The organism is Promicromonospora vindobonensis, assembly GCF_042685865.1.
Lineage (GTDB): Bacteria > Actinomycetota > Actinomycetes > Actinomycetales > Cellulomonadaceae > Promicromonospora > Promicromonospora vindobonensis.
This window is the reverse complement of the sequence record NZ_JBHUOG010000002.1, coordinates 1,000,103-1,014,930: the sequence shown is the minus strand read 5'-3', so window position 1 is coordinate 1,014,930 and position 14,828 is coordinate 1,000,103. Positions and strand designations below refer to the sequence as shown.

At 71.7% G+C, this 14,828-nt stretch carries 12 protein-coding genes; 11 read left to right on the top strand and 1 reads right to left on the bottom strand.

All coding sequences use genetic code 11. From position 1 onward, the window contains the following. Nucleotides 1-28: 28 nt before the first annotated feature. From pyrR to pyrF, 7 genes are read left to right on the top strand one after another with little or no spacing between them, the layout of a single operon-like run. Nucleotides 29-721, top strand: coding sequence for a bifunctional pyr operon transcriptional regulator/uracil phosphoribosyltransferase PyrR (gene pyrR, locus ACFS27_RS17730; protein WP_377185443.1), 693 nt, complete (start codon nucleotides 29-31; stop codon nucleotides 719-721). Further along, nucleotides 718-1,728: an aspartate carbamoyltransferase catalytic subunit gene (locus ACFS27_RS17725; protein WP_377185441.1), complete on the top strand. Its 1,011-nt coding sequence runs from the start codon at nucleotides 718-720 to the stop codon at nucleotides 1,726-1,728. The genes pyrR and ACFS27_RS17725 overlap by 4 nt, the downstream gene beginning before the upstream one ends. Then, on the top strand, nucleotides 1,725-3,092 hold the full coding sequence (locus ACFS27_RS17720; protein ID WP_377185439.1) for a dihydroorotase: 1,368 nt from the start codon (nucleotides 1,725-1,727) through the stop codon (nucleotides 3,090-3,092). Before ACFS27_RS17725 ends, ACFS27_RS17720 begins: the two co-directional genes overlap by 4 nt. After that, a complete protein-coding gene (locus ACFS27_RS17715) occupies nucleotides 3,089-3,730 on the top strand; it encodes a PH-like domain-containing protein (RefSeq protein ID WP_377185437.1) in 642 nt (213 codons plus the stop codon). Before ACFS27_RS17720 ends, ACFS27_RS17715 begins: the two co-directional genes overlap by 4 nt. Before the next feature lie 8 nt (nucleotides 3,731-3,738). Next, nucleotides 3,739-4,998 carry a glutamine-hydrolyzing carbamoyl-phosphate synthase small subunit gene (carA, locus tag ACFS27_RS17710; RefSeq protein ID WP_377191077.1) on the top strand — a complete coding sequence of 420 codons (1,260 nt, stop codon included), beginning with the start codon at nucleotides 3,739-3,741 and terminating at the stop codon, nucleotides 4,996-4,998. Next, nucleotides 4,998-8,384, top strand: a complete 3,387-nt coding sequence (gene carB / locus ACFS27_RS17705; RefSeq protein WP_377185435.1) for a carbamoyl-phosphate synthase large subunit — start codon at nucleotides 4,998-5,000, stop codon at nucleotides 8,382-8,384. Before carA ends, carB begins: the two co-directional genes overlap by 1 nt. Beyond that, complete coding sequence (pyrF, locus tag ACFS27_RS17700) at nucleotides 8,381-9,316, top strand: orotidine-5'-phosphate decarboxylase (protein WP_377185433.1); 936 nt, start codon at nucleotides 8,381-8,383, stop codon at nucleotides 9,314-9,316. Before carB ends, pyrF begins: the two co-directional genes overlap by 4 nt. Nucleotides 9,317-9,433: 117 nt before the next feature. Here the strand turns inward: pyrF and ACFS27_RS17695 are convergent, their stop codons facing one another. Then, on the bottom strand, nucleotides 9,434-11,602 hold the full coding sequence (locus ACFS27_RS17695; protein ID WP_377185431.1) for an SGNH/GDSL hydrolase family protein: 2,169 nt from the start codon (nucleotides 11,600-11,602) through the stop codon (nucleotides 9,434-9,436). 471 nt (nucleotides 11,603-12,073) lie between these two features. Here ACFS27_RS17695 and mihF point away from each other — a divergent pair, with 471 nt between their 5' ends. The 4 genes from mihF to coaBC all read left to right on the top strand — a co-directional run bounded on the left by mihF (nucleotide 12,074) and on the right by coaBC (nucleotide 14,756). Continuing rightward, on the top strand, nucleotides 12,074-12,385 hold the full coding sequence (mihF, locus tag ACFS27_RS17690; RefSeq protein WP_377185429.1) for an integration host factor, actinobacterial type: 312 nt from the start codon (nucleotides 12,074-12,076) through the stop codon (nucleotides 12,383-12,385). 1 nt (nucleotide 12,386) lies between these two features. Beyond that, complete coding sequence (gmk, locus tag ACFS27_RS17685) at nucleotides 12,387-12,986, top strand: guanylate kinase (RefSeq protein ID WP_377191075.1); 600 nt, start codon at nucleotides 12,387-12,389, stop codon at nucleotides 12,984-12,986. Nucleotides 12,987-13,080: 94 nt separating this feature from the next. Continuing rightward, nucleotides 13,081-13,416 (top strand): DNA-directed RNA polymerase subunit omega, encoded by a 336-nt coding sequence (gene rpoZ / locus ACFS27_RS17680; RefSeq protein ID WP_129788923.1) that lies wholly within the window; start codon nucleotides 13,081-13,083, stop codon nucleotides 13,414-13,416. A 71-nt stretch (nucleotides 13,417-13,487) separates the two neighbouring features. Beyond that, nucleotides 13,488-14,756, top strand: coding sequence for a bifunctional phosphopantothenoylcysteine decarboxylase/phosphopantothenate--cysteine ligase CoaBC (gene coaBC, locus ACFS27_RS17675; protein ID WP_377185427.1), 1,269 nt, complete (start codon nucleotides 13,488-13,490; stop codon nucleotides 14,754-14,756). The last annotated feature ends 72 nt before the right edge of the window (nucleotides 14,757-14,828 follow it).

The window sequence follows — 14,828 nt, the reverse complement described above, 5'->3', positions numbered from 1 at the left end:
CCAGTGAGGCGGAGAAGGAGGTCGCCAGATGAATCCTGGCAGCCGCATGCCCGAATCCAGCGCCCTACCGAGCCAGTCGTCGGGCCCAGCCCCGAGTACGGACCCCGGCGTCGTCGCCGAGCGGACGGTGCTCGGCGAGGCGGACATCGCTCGAGCGCTGACTCGGATCGCCCACGAGATCGTGGAGCGGAACAAGGGCACAGCCGACCTCGTCCTGCTGGGCATCCCGACGCGCGGCGTCCAGCTGGCCCACCGGCTGGCCGAGCGCCTTGCGCAGATCGAGCCCACCTTCGGCGGCGAGTACGGCACCCTCGACGTGACCATGTACCGCGACGACCTGCGCAGGCAGCCCACCCGCGCCGTCGGGCAGACGGTGCTCCCGGGCAGCCTCGACGGCACCATCGACGACAAGGTCGTGGTCCTGGTCGACGACGTCCTGTTCTCGGGCCGTACCATCCGCGCCGCGCTGGACGCGCTCAACGACCTCGGCCGCCCGCGGGTGGTGCGGCTCGCCGCCCTGGTGGACCGCGGGCACCGTGAGCTCCCCATCCGTGCGGACTACGTGGGCAAGAACCTGCCGACGTCGCGCCGAGAGCGCGTGCGGGTCCGGCTGGCCGATGTCGACGGCGGTGTGGACGCCGTCGTGATCAGCGGGGCCGCGACCGCCGGCACCGGTACCGGCGAGAGCACCGGCCACGGCGAGAGCGAGGCCGCGCTGTGAAGCATCTGCTGACCACCCAGGGCCTGTCCAAGGACGACGCCATCCTGCTGCTGGACACGTCCGCGCAGATGGCCGCCACCCAGTCCCGGGAGAACAAGAAGCTGCCCACGCTGCGCGGGCGTACCGTGGTGAACCTGTTCTACGAGGACTCCACGCGTACCCGGATCTCGTTCGAGACGGCGGCCAAGCGGCTGTCCGCCGACGTCATCAACTTCTCGGCCAAGGGCTCCAGCGTCTCCAAGGGCGAGTCCCTGAAGGACACCGCCCTGACCCTGCACGCCATGGGCGCCGACGCCGTGGTGGTGCGCCACTCGGCCTCCGGCGCAGCGCACCAGCTCGCGCACGCAGGCTGGCTCGACGCCGGCGTCCTGAACGCCGGTGACGGCATGCACCAGCACCCCACCCAGGCGCTGCTGGACGCGTTCACGATCCGCCGCCACCTGGTGGGCAACGTGGGCGCCGACGGCCGCGGCACGGACACCTCTGTGGGTGCGGACCTGGCCGGGCTGCGGATCGCGGTGGTGGGCGACGTGCTGCACTCGCGCGTGGCCCGCTCGAACGTCTACCTGCTGCGCACCCTCGGCGCCGAGGTGACTCTGGTCGCGCCGCCCACGCTGGTCCCGGTGGGGGTGGAGGCGTGGCCGTGCCGCGTCTCCTACCACCTGGACGAGACGCTCGAGCAGTGGCAGCCGGATGCGGTCATGATGCTGCGGGTGCAGCGCGAGCGGATGTCGGGCGGCTCGGGCTCGTTCTTCCCGAGCCCGATGGAGTACAGCCGCAAGTTCGGGTTCGACGCCCGTCGCCTGGCCGTGCTGCCCGACCACGCGATCGTGATGCACCCCGGGCCCATGAACAGGGGCCTGGAGATCTCGGCGGCGGCCGCCGACCACCCGCGCTCCGTGATCGTGGAGCAGGTGGCGAACGGCGTCGCCGTCCGGATGGCCGCCCTGTACCTGCTGCTCTCCGGCGACGACAGCGCCGGCACCGACGAGAGGAACACCCTGTGAGCACCGCTTCAACCACGGCCTACGTCCTGCGTGGGGTACGCCCCTACGGCACGGACCCGGTCGATGTCGTGCTCGCCGACGGTGTGATCGCCGCCATCGGCGCGGCCGGGACGGTCGACGTGCCGGAGGGCGCCACCGAGCTCGCCGCCGGCGACGGACCAGGCCTTGTCCTGCTGCCCGGGCTGGTCGACCTGCACACGCACCTGCGCGAGCCCGGCCGGGAGGACGCCGAGACGGTGTTCTCCGGCACCCGGGCCGCCGCGGCCGGCGGGTTCACCGCCGTGCACGCCATGGCCAACACGACGCCGACGCAGGACACGGCGGGCGTCGTCGAGCAGGTGTACCGCCTGGGCCAGGAGGCGGGCTGGGTCGACGTGCACCCCGTCGGCGCGGTGACCGTGGGGCTGGGCGGCGAGAAGCTCGCCGAGCTGGGCGCCATGGCCGACTCCGCCGCTCGCGTCCGCGTCTTCTCCGACGACGGCAAGTGCGTGCACGACCCGGTCCTGATGCGCCGCGCCCTGGAGTACGTCAAGGCGTTCGACGGCGTCGTGGCCCAGCATGCGCAGGAGCCGCGCCTCACCGAGGGCGCGCAGATGAACGAGGGCGTCGTCTCCGCGCAGATCGGGCTGACGGGCTGGCCGGCGGTCGCCGAGGAGTCGATCATCGCCCGCGACGTGCTGCTGGCGGAGCACGTGGGCTCACGGCTGCACGTGTGCCACCTGTCGACCGCCGGCTCGGTGGAGATCATCCGCTGGGCCAAGGGCCGCGGCATCGACGTCACCGCCGAGGTGACGCCGCACCACCTGGTCCTGACGGACGACCTCGCCCGTGACTACGACCCGGTGTTCAAGGTGAACCCGCCGCTGCGCACCGCGAAGGACGTCGAGGCGGTCCGTGAGGGCCTGGCCGACGGCACCATCGACATCGTCGCCACCGACCACGCGCCGCACCCCGTCGAGGACAAGGACTGCGAGTGGTCGTCGGCAGCCTTCGGTATGACGGGCCTGGAGACCGCGCTGTCGGTCGTGCAGCAGACCATGGTCGACACCGGCCGCATGACCTGGGCCGACGTCGCCCGCGTGCTGTCGGAGAACCCGTCCCGCATCGGCCGGATCACGCAGAGCCAGGGCCGCCCGGTCGCCGTCGGCGAGCCCGCGAACCTGACCCTGGTGGACCCGGACGCCATCCGCGCGATCGATGGCCGGACCCAGGTCACGGCCAGCGACAACACGCCGTTCGCCGGCATGGAGCTGCCGGGCCGCGTGGTCGCGACGTTCCTGCGCGGCCGGGCCACGGTCCTGGACGGCACGGTCGTCGACGGCACGGTCATCGACGACAAGAACCTCGAAGGAGCCACCCGATGAAGATCCTCGCCGTCGCCCTGCTGGTCGCCCTCGCGATCTTCCTTGTGCTGTACGTGACCCTCATCGGCCGACGCCGGCTCGCGCAGCGCACCACCACCCTCGTGCCCCGGCCACCGGCCGTGCCCGGTGCGGACGGGCCCGCCGACGGGGCGGAGGGGGTCGGCCCCGTGCGGTTCGGCCCGCTCGAGGCGGTCTACGTGTCCACCACGCTGCACGGCGACTGGCTCGCCCGCGTCGGCGCCCACGGCCTGGGCGACCGGTCGAGCGCACTCGTGTCCGTGCACGACGGCGGTGTCCTGGTCGAGCGCGACGGCACCGACGACCTGTGGGTGCCCGTGAACGCGATCCGCAGTGCAGGCCTCGCCCCTGGCATGGCGGGCAAGTACGTCGGCCCGGACGGCCTCGTCGTGCTGACCTGGGCGGTCCCGGCGGCCGACGACGTCGCGGCGGCCCTCGTCGACACCGGGCTCCGCACCCGGCGTGCCGAGGACCGGGGCGGGCTCGTCGACGCTGTCCGCTACCTGCTCGCCGCCCAGCAGCCGGCCCAGGCACAGCACTCCGAGCAGTACCAGCACGAGCAGTACCCGCACGAGCAGTACCCGCACCAGCAGGACCCGCACCAGCAGGAGGCCCGGTGACCATCCCGATGACACCCGCAGCTACGTCCGCAGCCACATCCGCAGCACTGGTACTCGAGGACGGCACCACGTATCGCGGCAGGGCGTACGGCGCCACCGGCACCACGTTCGGCGAGATCGTGTTCTCCACCGGCATGACCGGCTACCAGGAGACGCTGACCGACCCGTCCTACCACCGGCAGATCGTCGTCATGACGGCACCGCACGTCGGCAACACCGGGGTCAACGACGAGGACCCGGAGTCGGGTCAGATCTGGGTCTCCGGGTACGTGGTGCGCGACCCCGCGCGGCGCGTGTCGAGCTGGCGTGCGCAGCACTCGCTCGGTGAGGAGCTCGCCGAGCAGGGCATCGTCGGCATCTCCGAGATCGACACCCGGGCCCTGACCCGCCGCCTGCGCGAGGAGGGCGTGATGCGCGCAGGTATCTTCTCCGGCGACGACCTCGTCAGGGACGGCTACCCGCGGCCCGTCGAGGAGCTGGTCGCCCAGGTGCAGGCGTCCCCGCAGATGGCCGGTGCCGACCTGGCTCGCGAGGTCTCGACCACCGAGGCCTACACCGTCGAGCCGAGGGGCGAGTTCGAGGGCAAGGCCCCTGTCGCGACGGTCGTCGCTGTCGACCTCGGCATCAAGACCATGACACCGGTGCGCCTCGCCGAGCGCGGGGTGCGCGTCGTCGTCGTGCCGCAGGCCTCGACGATCACCGACGTCGAGGCCGCCCTGCCCGACGACGGCACCCCCTCCGGCGTGTTCTTCTCCAACGGCCCCGGTGACCCGGGCGCCGCCGGCCACGAGGTCGAGCTGCTGCGCGCCGTCCTGGACCGCAGGATCCCGTTCTTCGGCATCTGCTTCGGCAACCAGCTCCTGGGCCGGGCACTGGGCTACGGCACCTTCAAGCTCGGCTACGGGCACCGCGGCATCAACCAGCCCGTGCTCGACCGCACCACCGCGAAGGTGGAGGTCACCGCGCACAACCACGGGTTCGCCGTCGACGCGCCGCTCGACGAGTCCGGCTCGACCGCCCCGCACGACGGCGGCCGCTACGGCCGCGTCGTCGTCTCCCACGTCGGGCTGAACGACCGCGTCGTCGAGGGCCTGACCTGCCTCGACCTGCCGGCCTTCTCCGTGCAGTACCACCCGGAGGCGGCAGCGGGCCCGCACGACGCCGCCTACCTGTTCGACCGGTTCGTCGGCCTCCTGACGAACCCGGCGGCGTGGCCGCCGGTCATCAAGCTCAACACCGCTCAGCTCAACACCGAGGAGAACCACTGATGCCTCGCCGTTCCGACATCTCTTCGGTCCTGGTCATCGGGTCCGGCCCGATCGTCATCGGCCAGGCCTGCGAGTTCGACTACTCCGGCACGCAGGCCTGCCGGGTGCTCCGCGAGGAGGGCCTGCGGGTCATCCTGGTCAACTCCAACCCGGCCACGATCATGACCGACCCCGAGTTCGCGGACGCCACGTACGTGGAGCCCATCACGACCGAGGTCCTCACCACGATCATCGCGAAGGAGCGCCCCGACGCCCTGCTGCCCACCCTTGGCGGCCAGACGGCGCTGAACGCGGCCATCGCGCTCGACGAGGCAGGGGTGCTCGAGAAGTACGGCGTCGAGCTCATCGGCGCGAACATCCCCGCCATCCAGAAGGGCGAGGACCGCCAGCAGTTCAAGGACGTCGTCGCCAAGTGCGGCGGCGAGTCGGCCCGCTCCGAGATCGTGCACTCCATCGAGGAGGCCCTGAAGGCCGCCGAGATCCTCGGCTACCCGATGGTCGTGCGCCCGTCGTTCACGATGGGCGGCCTCGGCTCCGGCCTCGCCTACGACGAGGCGGACCTGCACCGCATCGTCGGCCAGGGCCTGCACTACTCGCCCACCACGGAGGTGCTCCTCGAGGAGTCCATCCTCGGCTGGAAGGAGTACGAGCTCGAGCTGATGCGCGACAAGGACGACAACGTCGTGGTCGTCTGCTCCATCGAGAACGTGGACCCCGTCGGCGTGCACACGGGCGACTCCGTGACCGTGGCCCCCGCGATGACCCTCACGGACCGCGAGTACCAGAAGCTGCGCGACATCGGCATCGCCGTGATCCGCGAGGTCGGTGTCGACACCGGCGGCTGCAACATCCAGTTCGCCATCGACCCCGCCGACGGGCGCATCATCGTCATCGAGATGAACCCCCGCGTGTCCCGCTCGTCCGCGCTGGCCTCCAAGGCCACCGGCTTCCCGATCGCGAAGATCGCCGCCAAGCTCGCCGTCGGCTACACGCTGGACGAGATCCCGAACGACATCACGAAGGTCACCCCGGCGAGCTTCGAGCCGACGCTCGACTACGTGGTCGTGAAGGTCCCGCGGTTCGCGTTCGAGAAGTTCCCCGCCGCCGACGACACGCTGACCACCACCATGAAGTCCGTCGGCGAGGCCATGGCGCTCGGTCGTAACTTCACCGAGGCGCTCGGCAAGGCCCTGCGCTCGATCGACAAGGGCGGCGTGACGTTCCACTGGGACGGTGCGGCCCCCGCCGGCGAGGAGCTGGCGACGCTGCTCAAGGAGATCGAGCGGCCGACCGAGCAGCGGCTCGTCCAGGTGCAGCAGGCGCTGCGCGCGGTCGCGACGGGCGACGCGACGCTCGAGCAGGTCTTCGACGCCACCAAGATCGACCCGTGGTTCCTTGACCAGGTCCAGCTCGTCAACGAGGTCGCCGCCGAGGTCGCCGCGGCGCCCACCGTCACGGAGGACGTGCTGCGGCACGCGAAGCGGCACGGCCTGTCCGACGCCCAGATCGCACGGCTGCGCGGCATGGGCTCGTCCGGCGAGGTCACGGTCCGCGAGATCCGGCACGCGCTCGGCGTCCGCCCGGTCTACAAGACCGTGGACACGTGCGCCGCCGAGTTCGCGGCCAAGACGCCGTACCACTACTCGAGCTATGACTCCGAGACCGAGGTGGCACCCCGCGAGCGCGAGGCGGTGATCATCCTCGGCTCCGGGCCCAACCGCATCGGGCAGGGCATCGAGTTCGACTACTCGTGCGTGCACGCCACCCTGGCGCTGAAGGACAAGTACGAGACCGTCATGGTCAACTGCAACCCTGAGACCGTCTCGACGGACTACGACACGGCCGACCGCCTGTACTTCGAGCCGCTGACCTTCGAGGACGTCCTGGAGGTCTACCAGGCGGAGCTCGCCGCCGGACCCGTCAAGGGCATCATCGTGCAGCTCGGCGGGCAGACGCCGCTGGGGCTCGCGCGGCGCCTGGCCGAGGCCGGCCTGCCGATCCTCGGCACCAGCCCCGAGGCGATCGACGCGGCGGAGGACCGCGGCATCTTCGGCCAGGTCCTGATGGACGCGGGCCTGCCCGCCCCGGCCTTCGGTACCGCACGGTCGCTCGCCCAGGCGCGCGAGATCGCCGACCGCATCGGCTACCCGGTGCTCGTGCGCCCGTCGTACGTGCTGGGCGGCCGTGGCATGGAGATCGTCTACAGCGAGGACCAGCTCACCGGGTACGTGGAGCGCGCGCTCGCCGCTGCGGCCGTGAGCCACGCGGACTCCGGCGCGCACGGCACGCTGGCCGCACCGCTGCTCATCGACCGGTTCCTCGACGACGCGATGGAGATCGACGTCGACGCCCTGTTCGACGGCGAGGAGATGTTCCTCGGCGGCGTCATGGAGCACATCGAGGAGGCGGGCATCCACTCGGGCGACTCGGCGTGCGTGCTGCCGCCGGTGTCGCTGAGCGAGGCCGAGATCGCGCGCATCCGCCGCTCCACCGAGGCCATCGCACGCGGCGTCGGGGTGCGTGGCCTGCTGAACGTGCAGTACGCGCTCGTGAGCGACGTGCTGTACGTCCTGGAGGCGAACCCCCGTGCGTCGCGCACGGTGCCGTTCGTCTCCAAGGCGACGGGCACGCCGCTCGCCAAGGCGGCGGCGCGGGTCATGGTGGGCGACTCGATCGCCGACCTGCGAGCCGAGGGGATGCTCCCGGAGCACGACGGCGCGACCCTCGACCTCGGGGCGCCGCTGGCGGTCAAGGAGGCGGTGCTGCCGTTCAAGCGCTTCCGCACCCGTGAGGGCCTGGTCGTCGACTCGGTGCTCGGCCCGGAGATGCGCTCCACCGGCGAGGTGATGGGCTTCGACAAGGACTTCCCGCACGCGTTCGCGAAGTCGCAGGCGGCGGCGTTCGGCGGGCTGCCGACGTCGGGCACGGTGTTCGTGTCGGTGGCCGACAGCGACAAGCGGCACGTCGTCTTCCCCGTCAAGCGCCTGGTGGAGCTCGGGTTCAAGGTCCTGGCGACCGAGGGCACCGCCACCGTGCTGCGTCGCAACGGGATCGAGGCCACCGTGGTGCGCAAGCACACGGAGGGCCGCGGGCCGGACGGTGAGCTCACCGTCGTCGGGCTGATCACCGAGGGGCAGATCGACCTGGTGGTGAACTCGCCCTCCGGCCAGGGCGCCCGCGCCGACGGCTACGAGATCCGGGCGGCCACGACGGCGGCGGACAAGCCGATCGCCACCACGGTGGACCAGCTGGCTGCCGCCGTGCAGGGCATCGAGGCGGTGCTCGCGGGCCCGTTCGAGGTGGCGAGCCTCCAGGAGCACCAGGCGGCGACAGTGGCTCGGCTGGCGGCGGCCAAGGTAGCCGCGACGGTGGCGGCGAACGCATGAGCGGTGCTGAGCCTGTCGAGACCGGGCCCGTCGAGGCCAGGCCTGTCGCGCCTTTCGGCGCACGGCTCGCCGCCGCGATGGACGCCCACGGCCCTCTGTGCGTCGGCATCGACCCCCACGCGTCGCTCCTGCACGCGTGGGGCCTGCCCGACGACGTCGACGGCCTGCGTGAGTTCTCCCTGCGGGTCGTGGACGCGCTCGGGGGCAAGGTCGCGGCCTTCAAGCCGCAGGCGGCGTTCTTCGAGCGGCACGGTTCGCGTGGGCTCGCGGTGCTGGAGGAGGTCGTCGCGGCGGCCCGCGCCGCGGGCTCCGGGGGCACCGGCACGCTGACGATCGTGGACGCCAAGCGCGGTGACATCGGCTCGACGATGGGCGCCTACGCCGAGGCGTTCCTCGCGGACGGCTCGCCCCTGGCCGGCGACGCGCTCACGGTCTCGCCGTACCTCGGGTTCGGCTCCTTGCAGCCGGCGGTCGAGCTGGCCGCTGCCACCGGCCGCGGGCTGTTCGTGCTGTGCCTCACCTCCAACAAGGAGGGCTTCGAGGTGCAGCACGCGCGCACCGGCGGACCGGAGGGTGCTCCGGGCGGTGCGGCCGGCGGCACCGTGGCTGCGCTCATGGCCGCGCGCGCGGCGGTCCTCAACGCCGGGGCAGAGCCCATGGGCTCCGTCGGGCTCGTGGTGGGCGCGACGATCGGTGACGCGGTCCGGGCCACGGGAACCGACCTGGTGGCCGTCAACGGCCCGCTCCTCGCCCCCGGGGTGGGTGCGCAGGGCGCGGGGGAGCGGGAGCTCGCCACGACGTTCGGTGACGCCCGGCGGAACGTGCTGGCGTCGTCGTCCCGCGCGGTGCTCGGCGCCGGGCCCGGTCCGGACGAGCTCGTGCGCGCCGCACACGCGGCCGCACGAGAGGCGCAGGAAGCGCTGCGGTCCTGACCGGTCGGCCCTGACCGGGCGACCGGGCGACCGGGCGGCCCAGCCCCGTCGGTCCTGACGAAAACTCTCCCGGCCAGACCGTGCAGGTCTGGCCGGGAGAGTCGTTCCGGGCCTCGGCTACGGGGCCGCCACCTCCAGGGTGAGGGCGAAGATCTTCAGTCGTGACTCGTCGGGCAGGGTCATGGCGGACACCGTCCGGGACGGGTCGAGCTCGTTCGCCCGGCCGTAGATGTTGACGGCAGGACCGTCCCGCCCCACCCCGGCACGCAGCCGGTACGGAGCCCGTACCGCCACGTGCTCGCCGCTCCCCGCGCCCTGGGCCCAGTCGCTGAAGGCGAGCGAGACGTCTGCCGTGCTGCCGTCGGTGTACGTGACCGTGGCGGTCTCGTCCACCGAGCCGTTGCCTGCGGACGCCAGCACGTGCAGGCGGTCCGACCTCAGGTCGGGGAGATCGATCGTCTTCCCGTCCGCCACGACGGTGTTGTCGTCGCCGTCGGCGCCGCTCGGGAACGCGTACGCCATCTCGGCCAGCATGGTGGCGCCTGGCGCAGGCAGGGTCTCTGCCGCGTAGCTCCACCCCTGCCCGTCGAAGTTGCCGTCGCGGTCGTCGGCCGCGCTGGCGATCGAGTCGTGGTCGTGGTCGTGGTCGACGGGGCAGACGTCGTCGTCCTGCGCGCACCCGACGGCCACCAGCTCCAGCTCGGAGGTCGTGACGGCCCGCCCGCCTCCCTCCACGGCGACCTCGAACCGGACGGTCCTGGTGCCCGGCCCGGCATCCTCAGGCAGCCGCACCGTCGGGCTGAGGTCGACCTGGGTGAGCCTGCCCTCGCTGGCCGTCTCGAACGGGGTCACCGTGCGGTGGCCGTCGACGACCGTGGTCAGGGTCCCCGCGACGGAACCCGGCTTCTGGACGACGGCCCGCACGCTGAAGCCGACCTCGGCGGGCCGCCCCGCGATGGCAACGGCGGACTGCGGGGAGCTCGCGACGCCGATCGAGCGCTCCACCGGTGCCGGCTCACCGGGCAGCACCTTCCCCGGCGTGCCGAGCCGGGTCAGGTCGACGGCCCCGGCCATCGCCGCCAGCCCCGCCTCACCCGGATGGAGGTGGTCGCCGCTGTCGTAGCGCGGCAGCATCCGCTGGGGGTCCTGCGGATCACGGATCGTCTCGTCGAAGTCGGCCACGGCGTCGAGCTCGTCGCTGGTCCGGATCCAGTCGTTCACCGCCTGGCGGGTGGCCTCCTGCTCGGGGCTGTAGCTGAACCAGCCCTTGAACGGGGTGATGGTTCCGCCGATCACCGTCAGACCGGCGTCCCGGGAGTCGCGGGCGATCTGCCGGAGGCCCGCGATGATCTTGTCCGGGTCGAGCTGGTGCGGGTCCTGCTGGATGTCGTTGATGCCCAGCAGCACGATCACGCTGCTGGCACCGGCCCGCTGGAGGACGTCGCGCTCGACCCGCTCGGTAGCGCGCACCCCCGCACCGTCCAGCAGCACCCGGTTCCCGCTGATGCCCGCGTTCAGCACGCCGATCCGGCCGAGGTCGCCACCTTCGGCGCGCAGCCGTGCGGCGAGCACGTCGGGGTAGCGACGGTTCAGGTCCCGACCGGAACCCACGCCGTCGGTGATCGAGTCACCGAGGGTGACCACGGCGCCGGGGCTCTGCCCTGGCTCGACGTCGACCTCGGTCACGTAGTGCAGTGCGGTGGTGGTCTCGGTCAGGGCGCTCCCGTCCACGCTCGCGGCATGGTCGGCCCCGTCGGTGGCGAAGTACGACGTCGCGAGGCCCTCGGCGTGGTAGGTGACCGGCCCGGACGGCTGCGGGGTGAAGGTGGTGACGAAGAGGTCGGAGGCGGCGCCGAGCCGCAGCGCGACCGGGTCGCTGTAGATCTCGGCACCCGCGGGGATGGTGACCGCCGTGGTGCCGTCGAAGGTGACGTCGCGCAGGGTGCCCGCGGCGACGGCGGCCGATCCGGGCAGCCGCTGGATGCCGACGGTGGTGTGCTCCACCAGCACCGGCTCGGTGCCGAACGCGTTGGACAGCTTCACCCGGACGCGATCGCCCCCGACGCTGGTGTGCACGAGGTTGCGGATCGTGAATCCGGCGTACCCGGTGGTGCCGGTGCCGCCGTTGGGGGCCGCCGACCAGGTGCCGACCCAGGTCGGACGGTCGGCGGAGCCCGGCGGTTGCTGGGACAGAGCGGGGGCAGGACTTGCCGGTCCGACGGCGAGGGCGGTGGAGAGGGCGAACACTGCGGTAAGGGTTGCGGTGAGCGAGGCGAGACGATTCATCGATCTGCTGCTTCGGGGCACGCGGCACTCCTCTGGCCATGACATCGGTGTCAGTGTCGATGGACGTTACGGCGACCGTTGATTCGTCGTCAATGGCCGGTCCACCTTCGTCGCGGGTCCTGGGCAGACAACATGCAAGGTCGAGGGCACGATGTGGCACTCGGTGCGTGCTCGCGAACAGCAGGCAAGTCGGCCGGAAGTCTCGCGCCTGTTCCGCACCCGGATCGCCTCAACGGTCGTTAATGGGGGCCTTTTCGTGCGATATGTACTAAATGACTAATCGCGCGTCTGCATGAATTTTCACGAAGTGGCGTTCTGCGATTGCCGACCACTGACCCGGTGGCTACTTTCGATGCAGCAGTTCACACCAGACCGGTTGCGGACCAGGTCACGGACTTGGGCATTGTGCCCGAGCGAGGGCCACGGGTGTCCGAGCCAGGAGACCGGTCGAGAGACGAGTAGGTGACTTGCGTGGCACTACCTCCACTCACACCCGAGCAGCGTGCGGCAGCACTCGAGAAGGCGGCCGAGGCGCGACGCGCGCGGGCAGAGATCAAGAACAAGCTCAAGTACTCGCAAGGGTCCCTCAAGGAGGTCATCGAGCAGGGGCAGAAGGACGACGTCGTCGGCAAGCTCAAGGTCGTCTCGTTGCTCGAGTCGCTGCCTGGGGTCGGTAAGGTTAAGGCCAAGGCGATCATGGAAGAGATCGGGATCGCCGAGACCCGCCGCGTCCGAGGCCTCGGACCGCACCAGTCGGCGGCGCTCATCGAGAGGTTTGGCTGAGATCAGTACGACACAACCCGCACGGCTGACCGTGCTCGCAGGCCCCACAGCAGTGGGCAAGGGCACGGTCTCCGCCGATGTGCGGGACCGTTATCCGCAAGTCTGGCTGTCCGTGTCGGCGACCACCCGGTCGCCGCGCCCGGGCGAGGTGGACGGAGTGCACTACCTGTTCGTGTCGCCGGAGGAGTTCGACCGTATGGTCGCCGCCGGTGAGATGCTCGAATGGGCCGTGGTGCACGGTCGCAACCGCTACGGAACGCCACGCCGGCCGGTCGAGCAGAAGCTCGCCGCCGGGGTGCCCGTCCTCCTGGAGATCGACCTCCAGGGCGCGCGCCAGGTGCGTTCCGCTGTCACGACCTCGGGCCTGGAGGCCCGATTCGTCTTCCTCGCACCGCCCAGCTTCGACGAGCTGGTGCGCCGGCTCGTCGGCCGCGGTACGGAGGATTCCGAGGAGCGTGAGCGTCGGCTCGCCACCGCCCGGGTCGAGCTCGCGGCGGAGGAGGAGTTCGACGTCACGATCGTGAACGACAACGTCCACCGCGCCACCGACGAGCTGGTCTCCGTCATGGGTGTGGGGTCTTCCACACCCGTCGCCGGCTAGGGCGGGCATGTCGCCCGACACCTCCGTGCGACAGAGCAGGTAGACTCGTCCTTCGGACTTTCCCCCACTCACCTCAGACTTCTGGAGCTTCACCATGGCCGGAACCGTCGCAGCCCCCGAGGGCATCACCGACCCGCCGATCGACGAGCTGCTCGAGCGCATCGACTCGAAGTACGGCCTCGTGCTGTACGCGTCCATGCGTGCTCGTCAGATCAACGCGTACTACTCGCAGCTCAACGAGGGCCTCCTGGAGAACGTGGGTCCGCTCGTCGAGACCCGCAACCAGGAGAAGCCGCTCTCCATCGCGATGCGCGAGATCACCCAGGGCCTCCTCACCATCGAAGAGGTCGACCCGGCGGAGGTCCAGGCGCAGGCCGACGCCGCCGCGGCCGCGAAGGCTGAGCAGCCGCTGCCCGAGTTCCCGGCCTGACCGGGGCTTGACCCGCGGTACCCGAGCTGGCTGATGAGCTGTCTGATGAGCGTGCCGAAGGGTGACCACCGATGAGGATCCTCCTCGGCGTGAGCGGGGGGATCGCCGCGTACAAGGCGGTGCTCCTGCTGCGCCTGCTGCGCGAGCAGGGGCACGCCGTGCGGGTCATCCCCACGCGCGCGGCTCTCGAGTTCGTCGGCGCCCCGACCTTCGAGGCGCTGTCGGGCGAACCGGTCAGCACCGAGGTGTTCGACGACGTGCCCGGCGTGCAGCACGTGGCGCTGGGCAAGGGCGCCGACCTCGTGATCGTCGCACCGGCGACCGCCGACTTCATGGCGCGTGCCACGCTCGGCCTTGCCGACGACCTGCTGACCACGACGCTCCTGGCGGCCCGCTGCCCGGTGGTGTTCGCCCCGGCGATGCACACCGAGATGTGGGACCACCCCGCGACACGGGCGAACGTCGCCACCCTGCGTGAGCGGGGCGTGCACGTGATCGAGCCGGCGGCGGGCCGGCTGACCGGCACCGACACGGGCCCGGGCCGGCTGCCCGACCCGGAGGACATCGCGCGCGAGGCGCTCTCCCTGGTCGGCGGGTCGCCGGCCGGACCGGCGCAGGCCGAGCCTCTGCTCGTCGAGCCCGCCGAGCCCCAGGACCTGGCGGGGCGCCACGTCGTCGTCTCGGCGGGCGGCACACGGGAGCTGATCGACCCCGTGCGGTTCATCGGCAACCGGTCGAGCGGGAGGCAGGGGGTCGCGCTCGCGCAGGCGGCCGCTGCCCGGGGCGCCCACGTGACCCTGGTGGCGGCCAACCTCGCGCAGGACGTGACCGACCAGGTCCGGACGGGCGAGCGGCCCTGCGCCGTCGTGCAGGTCGAGTCGACGGCCGAGCTCCGCGACGCGGTGCGCACCGCCGGTGCGGACGCCGACGTCGTGGTGATGGCCGCAGCGGTGGCGGACTTCCGCCCCGCCGCCACCCCCGACGCCAAGATCAAGAAGGTGCCGGGGCAGGGCCCCGCGCCGATCGAGCTGGTCGAGAACCCGGACATCCTCGCGGAGCTCGCTCGCGAGCGGCTTCGGCCCGGTCAGGTGGTGGTGGGCTTCGCCGCCGAGACCGGCGACGCCTCCGGGAGCGTGCTCGAGCACGGTCGTGCCAAGGCCCGGCGCAAGGGCGCCGACCTGATCGCGGTCAACGCCGTCGGTTCGGGACGGGGCTTCGGTACGGACACCAACGACGTCACGGTCCTGGACGGGGCGGGCGACGTCGTCGGGCAGGCCGCCGGGACCAAGCGCGAGGTGGCGGACGCCCTGTGGGACGCCGTCGTCAAGCTGCTGCCGTAGTTCTCGGCTCGGCCGTGACCGCCGTCTCACCTTTCAGGATCGACTGTTCGCTGTGCGAGACCGTAGGCTGGT

Bases quoted from the DNA above. Each gene is read 5' to 3' on its own strand.
- pyrR (WP_377185443.1), top strand. From the start codon at position 29: ATGAATCCTGGCAGCCGCATGCCCGAATCCAGCGCCCTACCGAGCCAG.
- ACFS27_RS17715 (WP_377185437.1), top strand. From the start codon at position 3,089: ATGAAGATCCTCGCCGTCGCCCTGCTGGTCGCCCTCGCGATCTTCCTT.
- carA (WP_377191077.1), top strand. From the start codon at position 3,739: ATGACACCCGCAGCTACGTCCGCAGCCACATCCGCAGCACTGGTACTC.
- carB (WP_377185435.1), top strand. From the start codon at position 4,998: ATGCCTCGCCGTTCCGACATCTCTTCGGTCCTGGTCATCGGGTCCGGC.
- pyrF (WP_377185433.1), top strand. From the start codon at position 8,381: ATGAGCGGTGCTGAGCCTGTCGAGACCGGGCCCGTCGAGGCCAGGCCT.
- ACFS27_RS17695 (WP_377185431.1), bottom strand. From the start codon at position 11,602: ATGAATCGTCTCGCCTCGCTCACCGCAACCCTTACCGCAGTGTTCGCC.
- rpoZ (WP_129788923.1), top strand. From the start codon at position 13,081: ATGGCCGGAACCGTCGCAGCCCCCGAGGGCATCACCGACCCGCCGATC.
- coaBC (WP_377185427.1), top strand. From the start codon at position 13,488: ATGAGGATCCTCCTCGGCGTGAGCGGGGGGATCGCCGCGTACAAGGCG.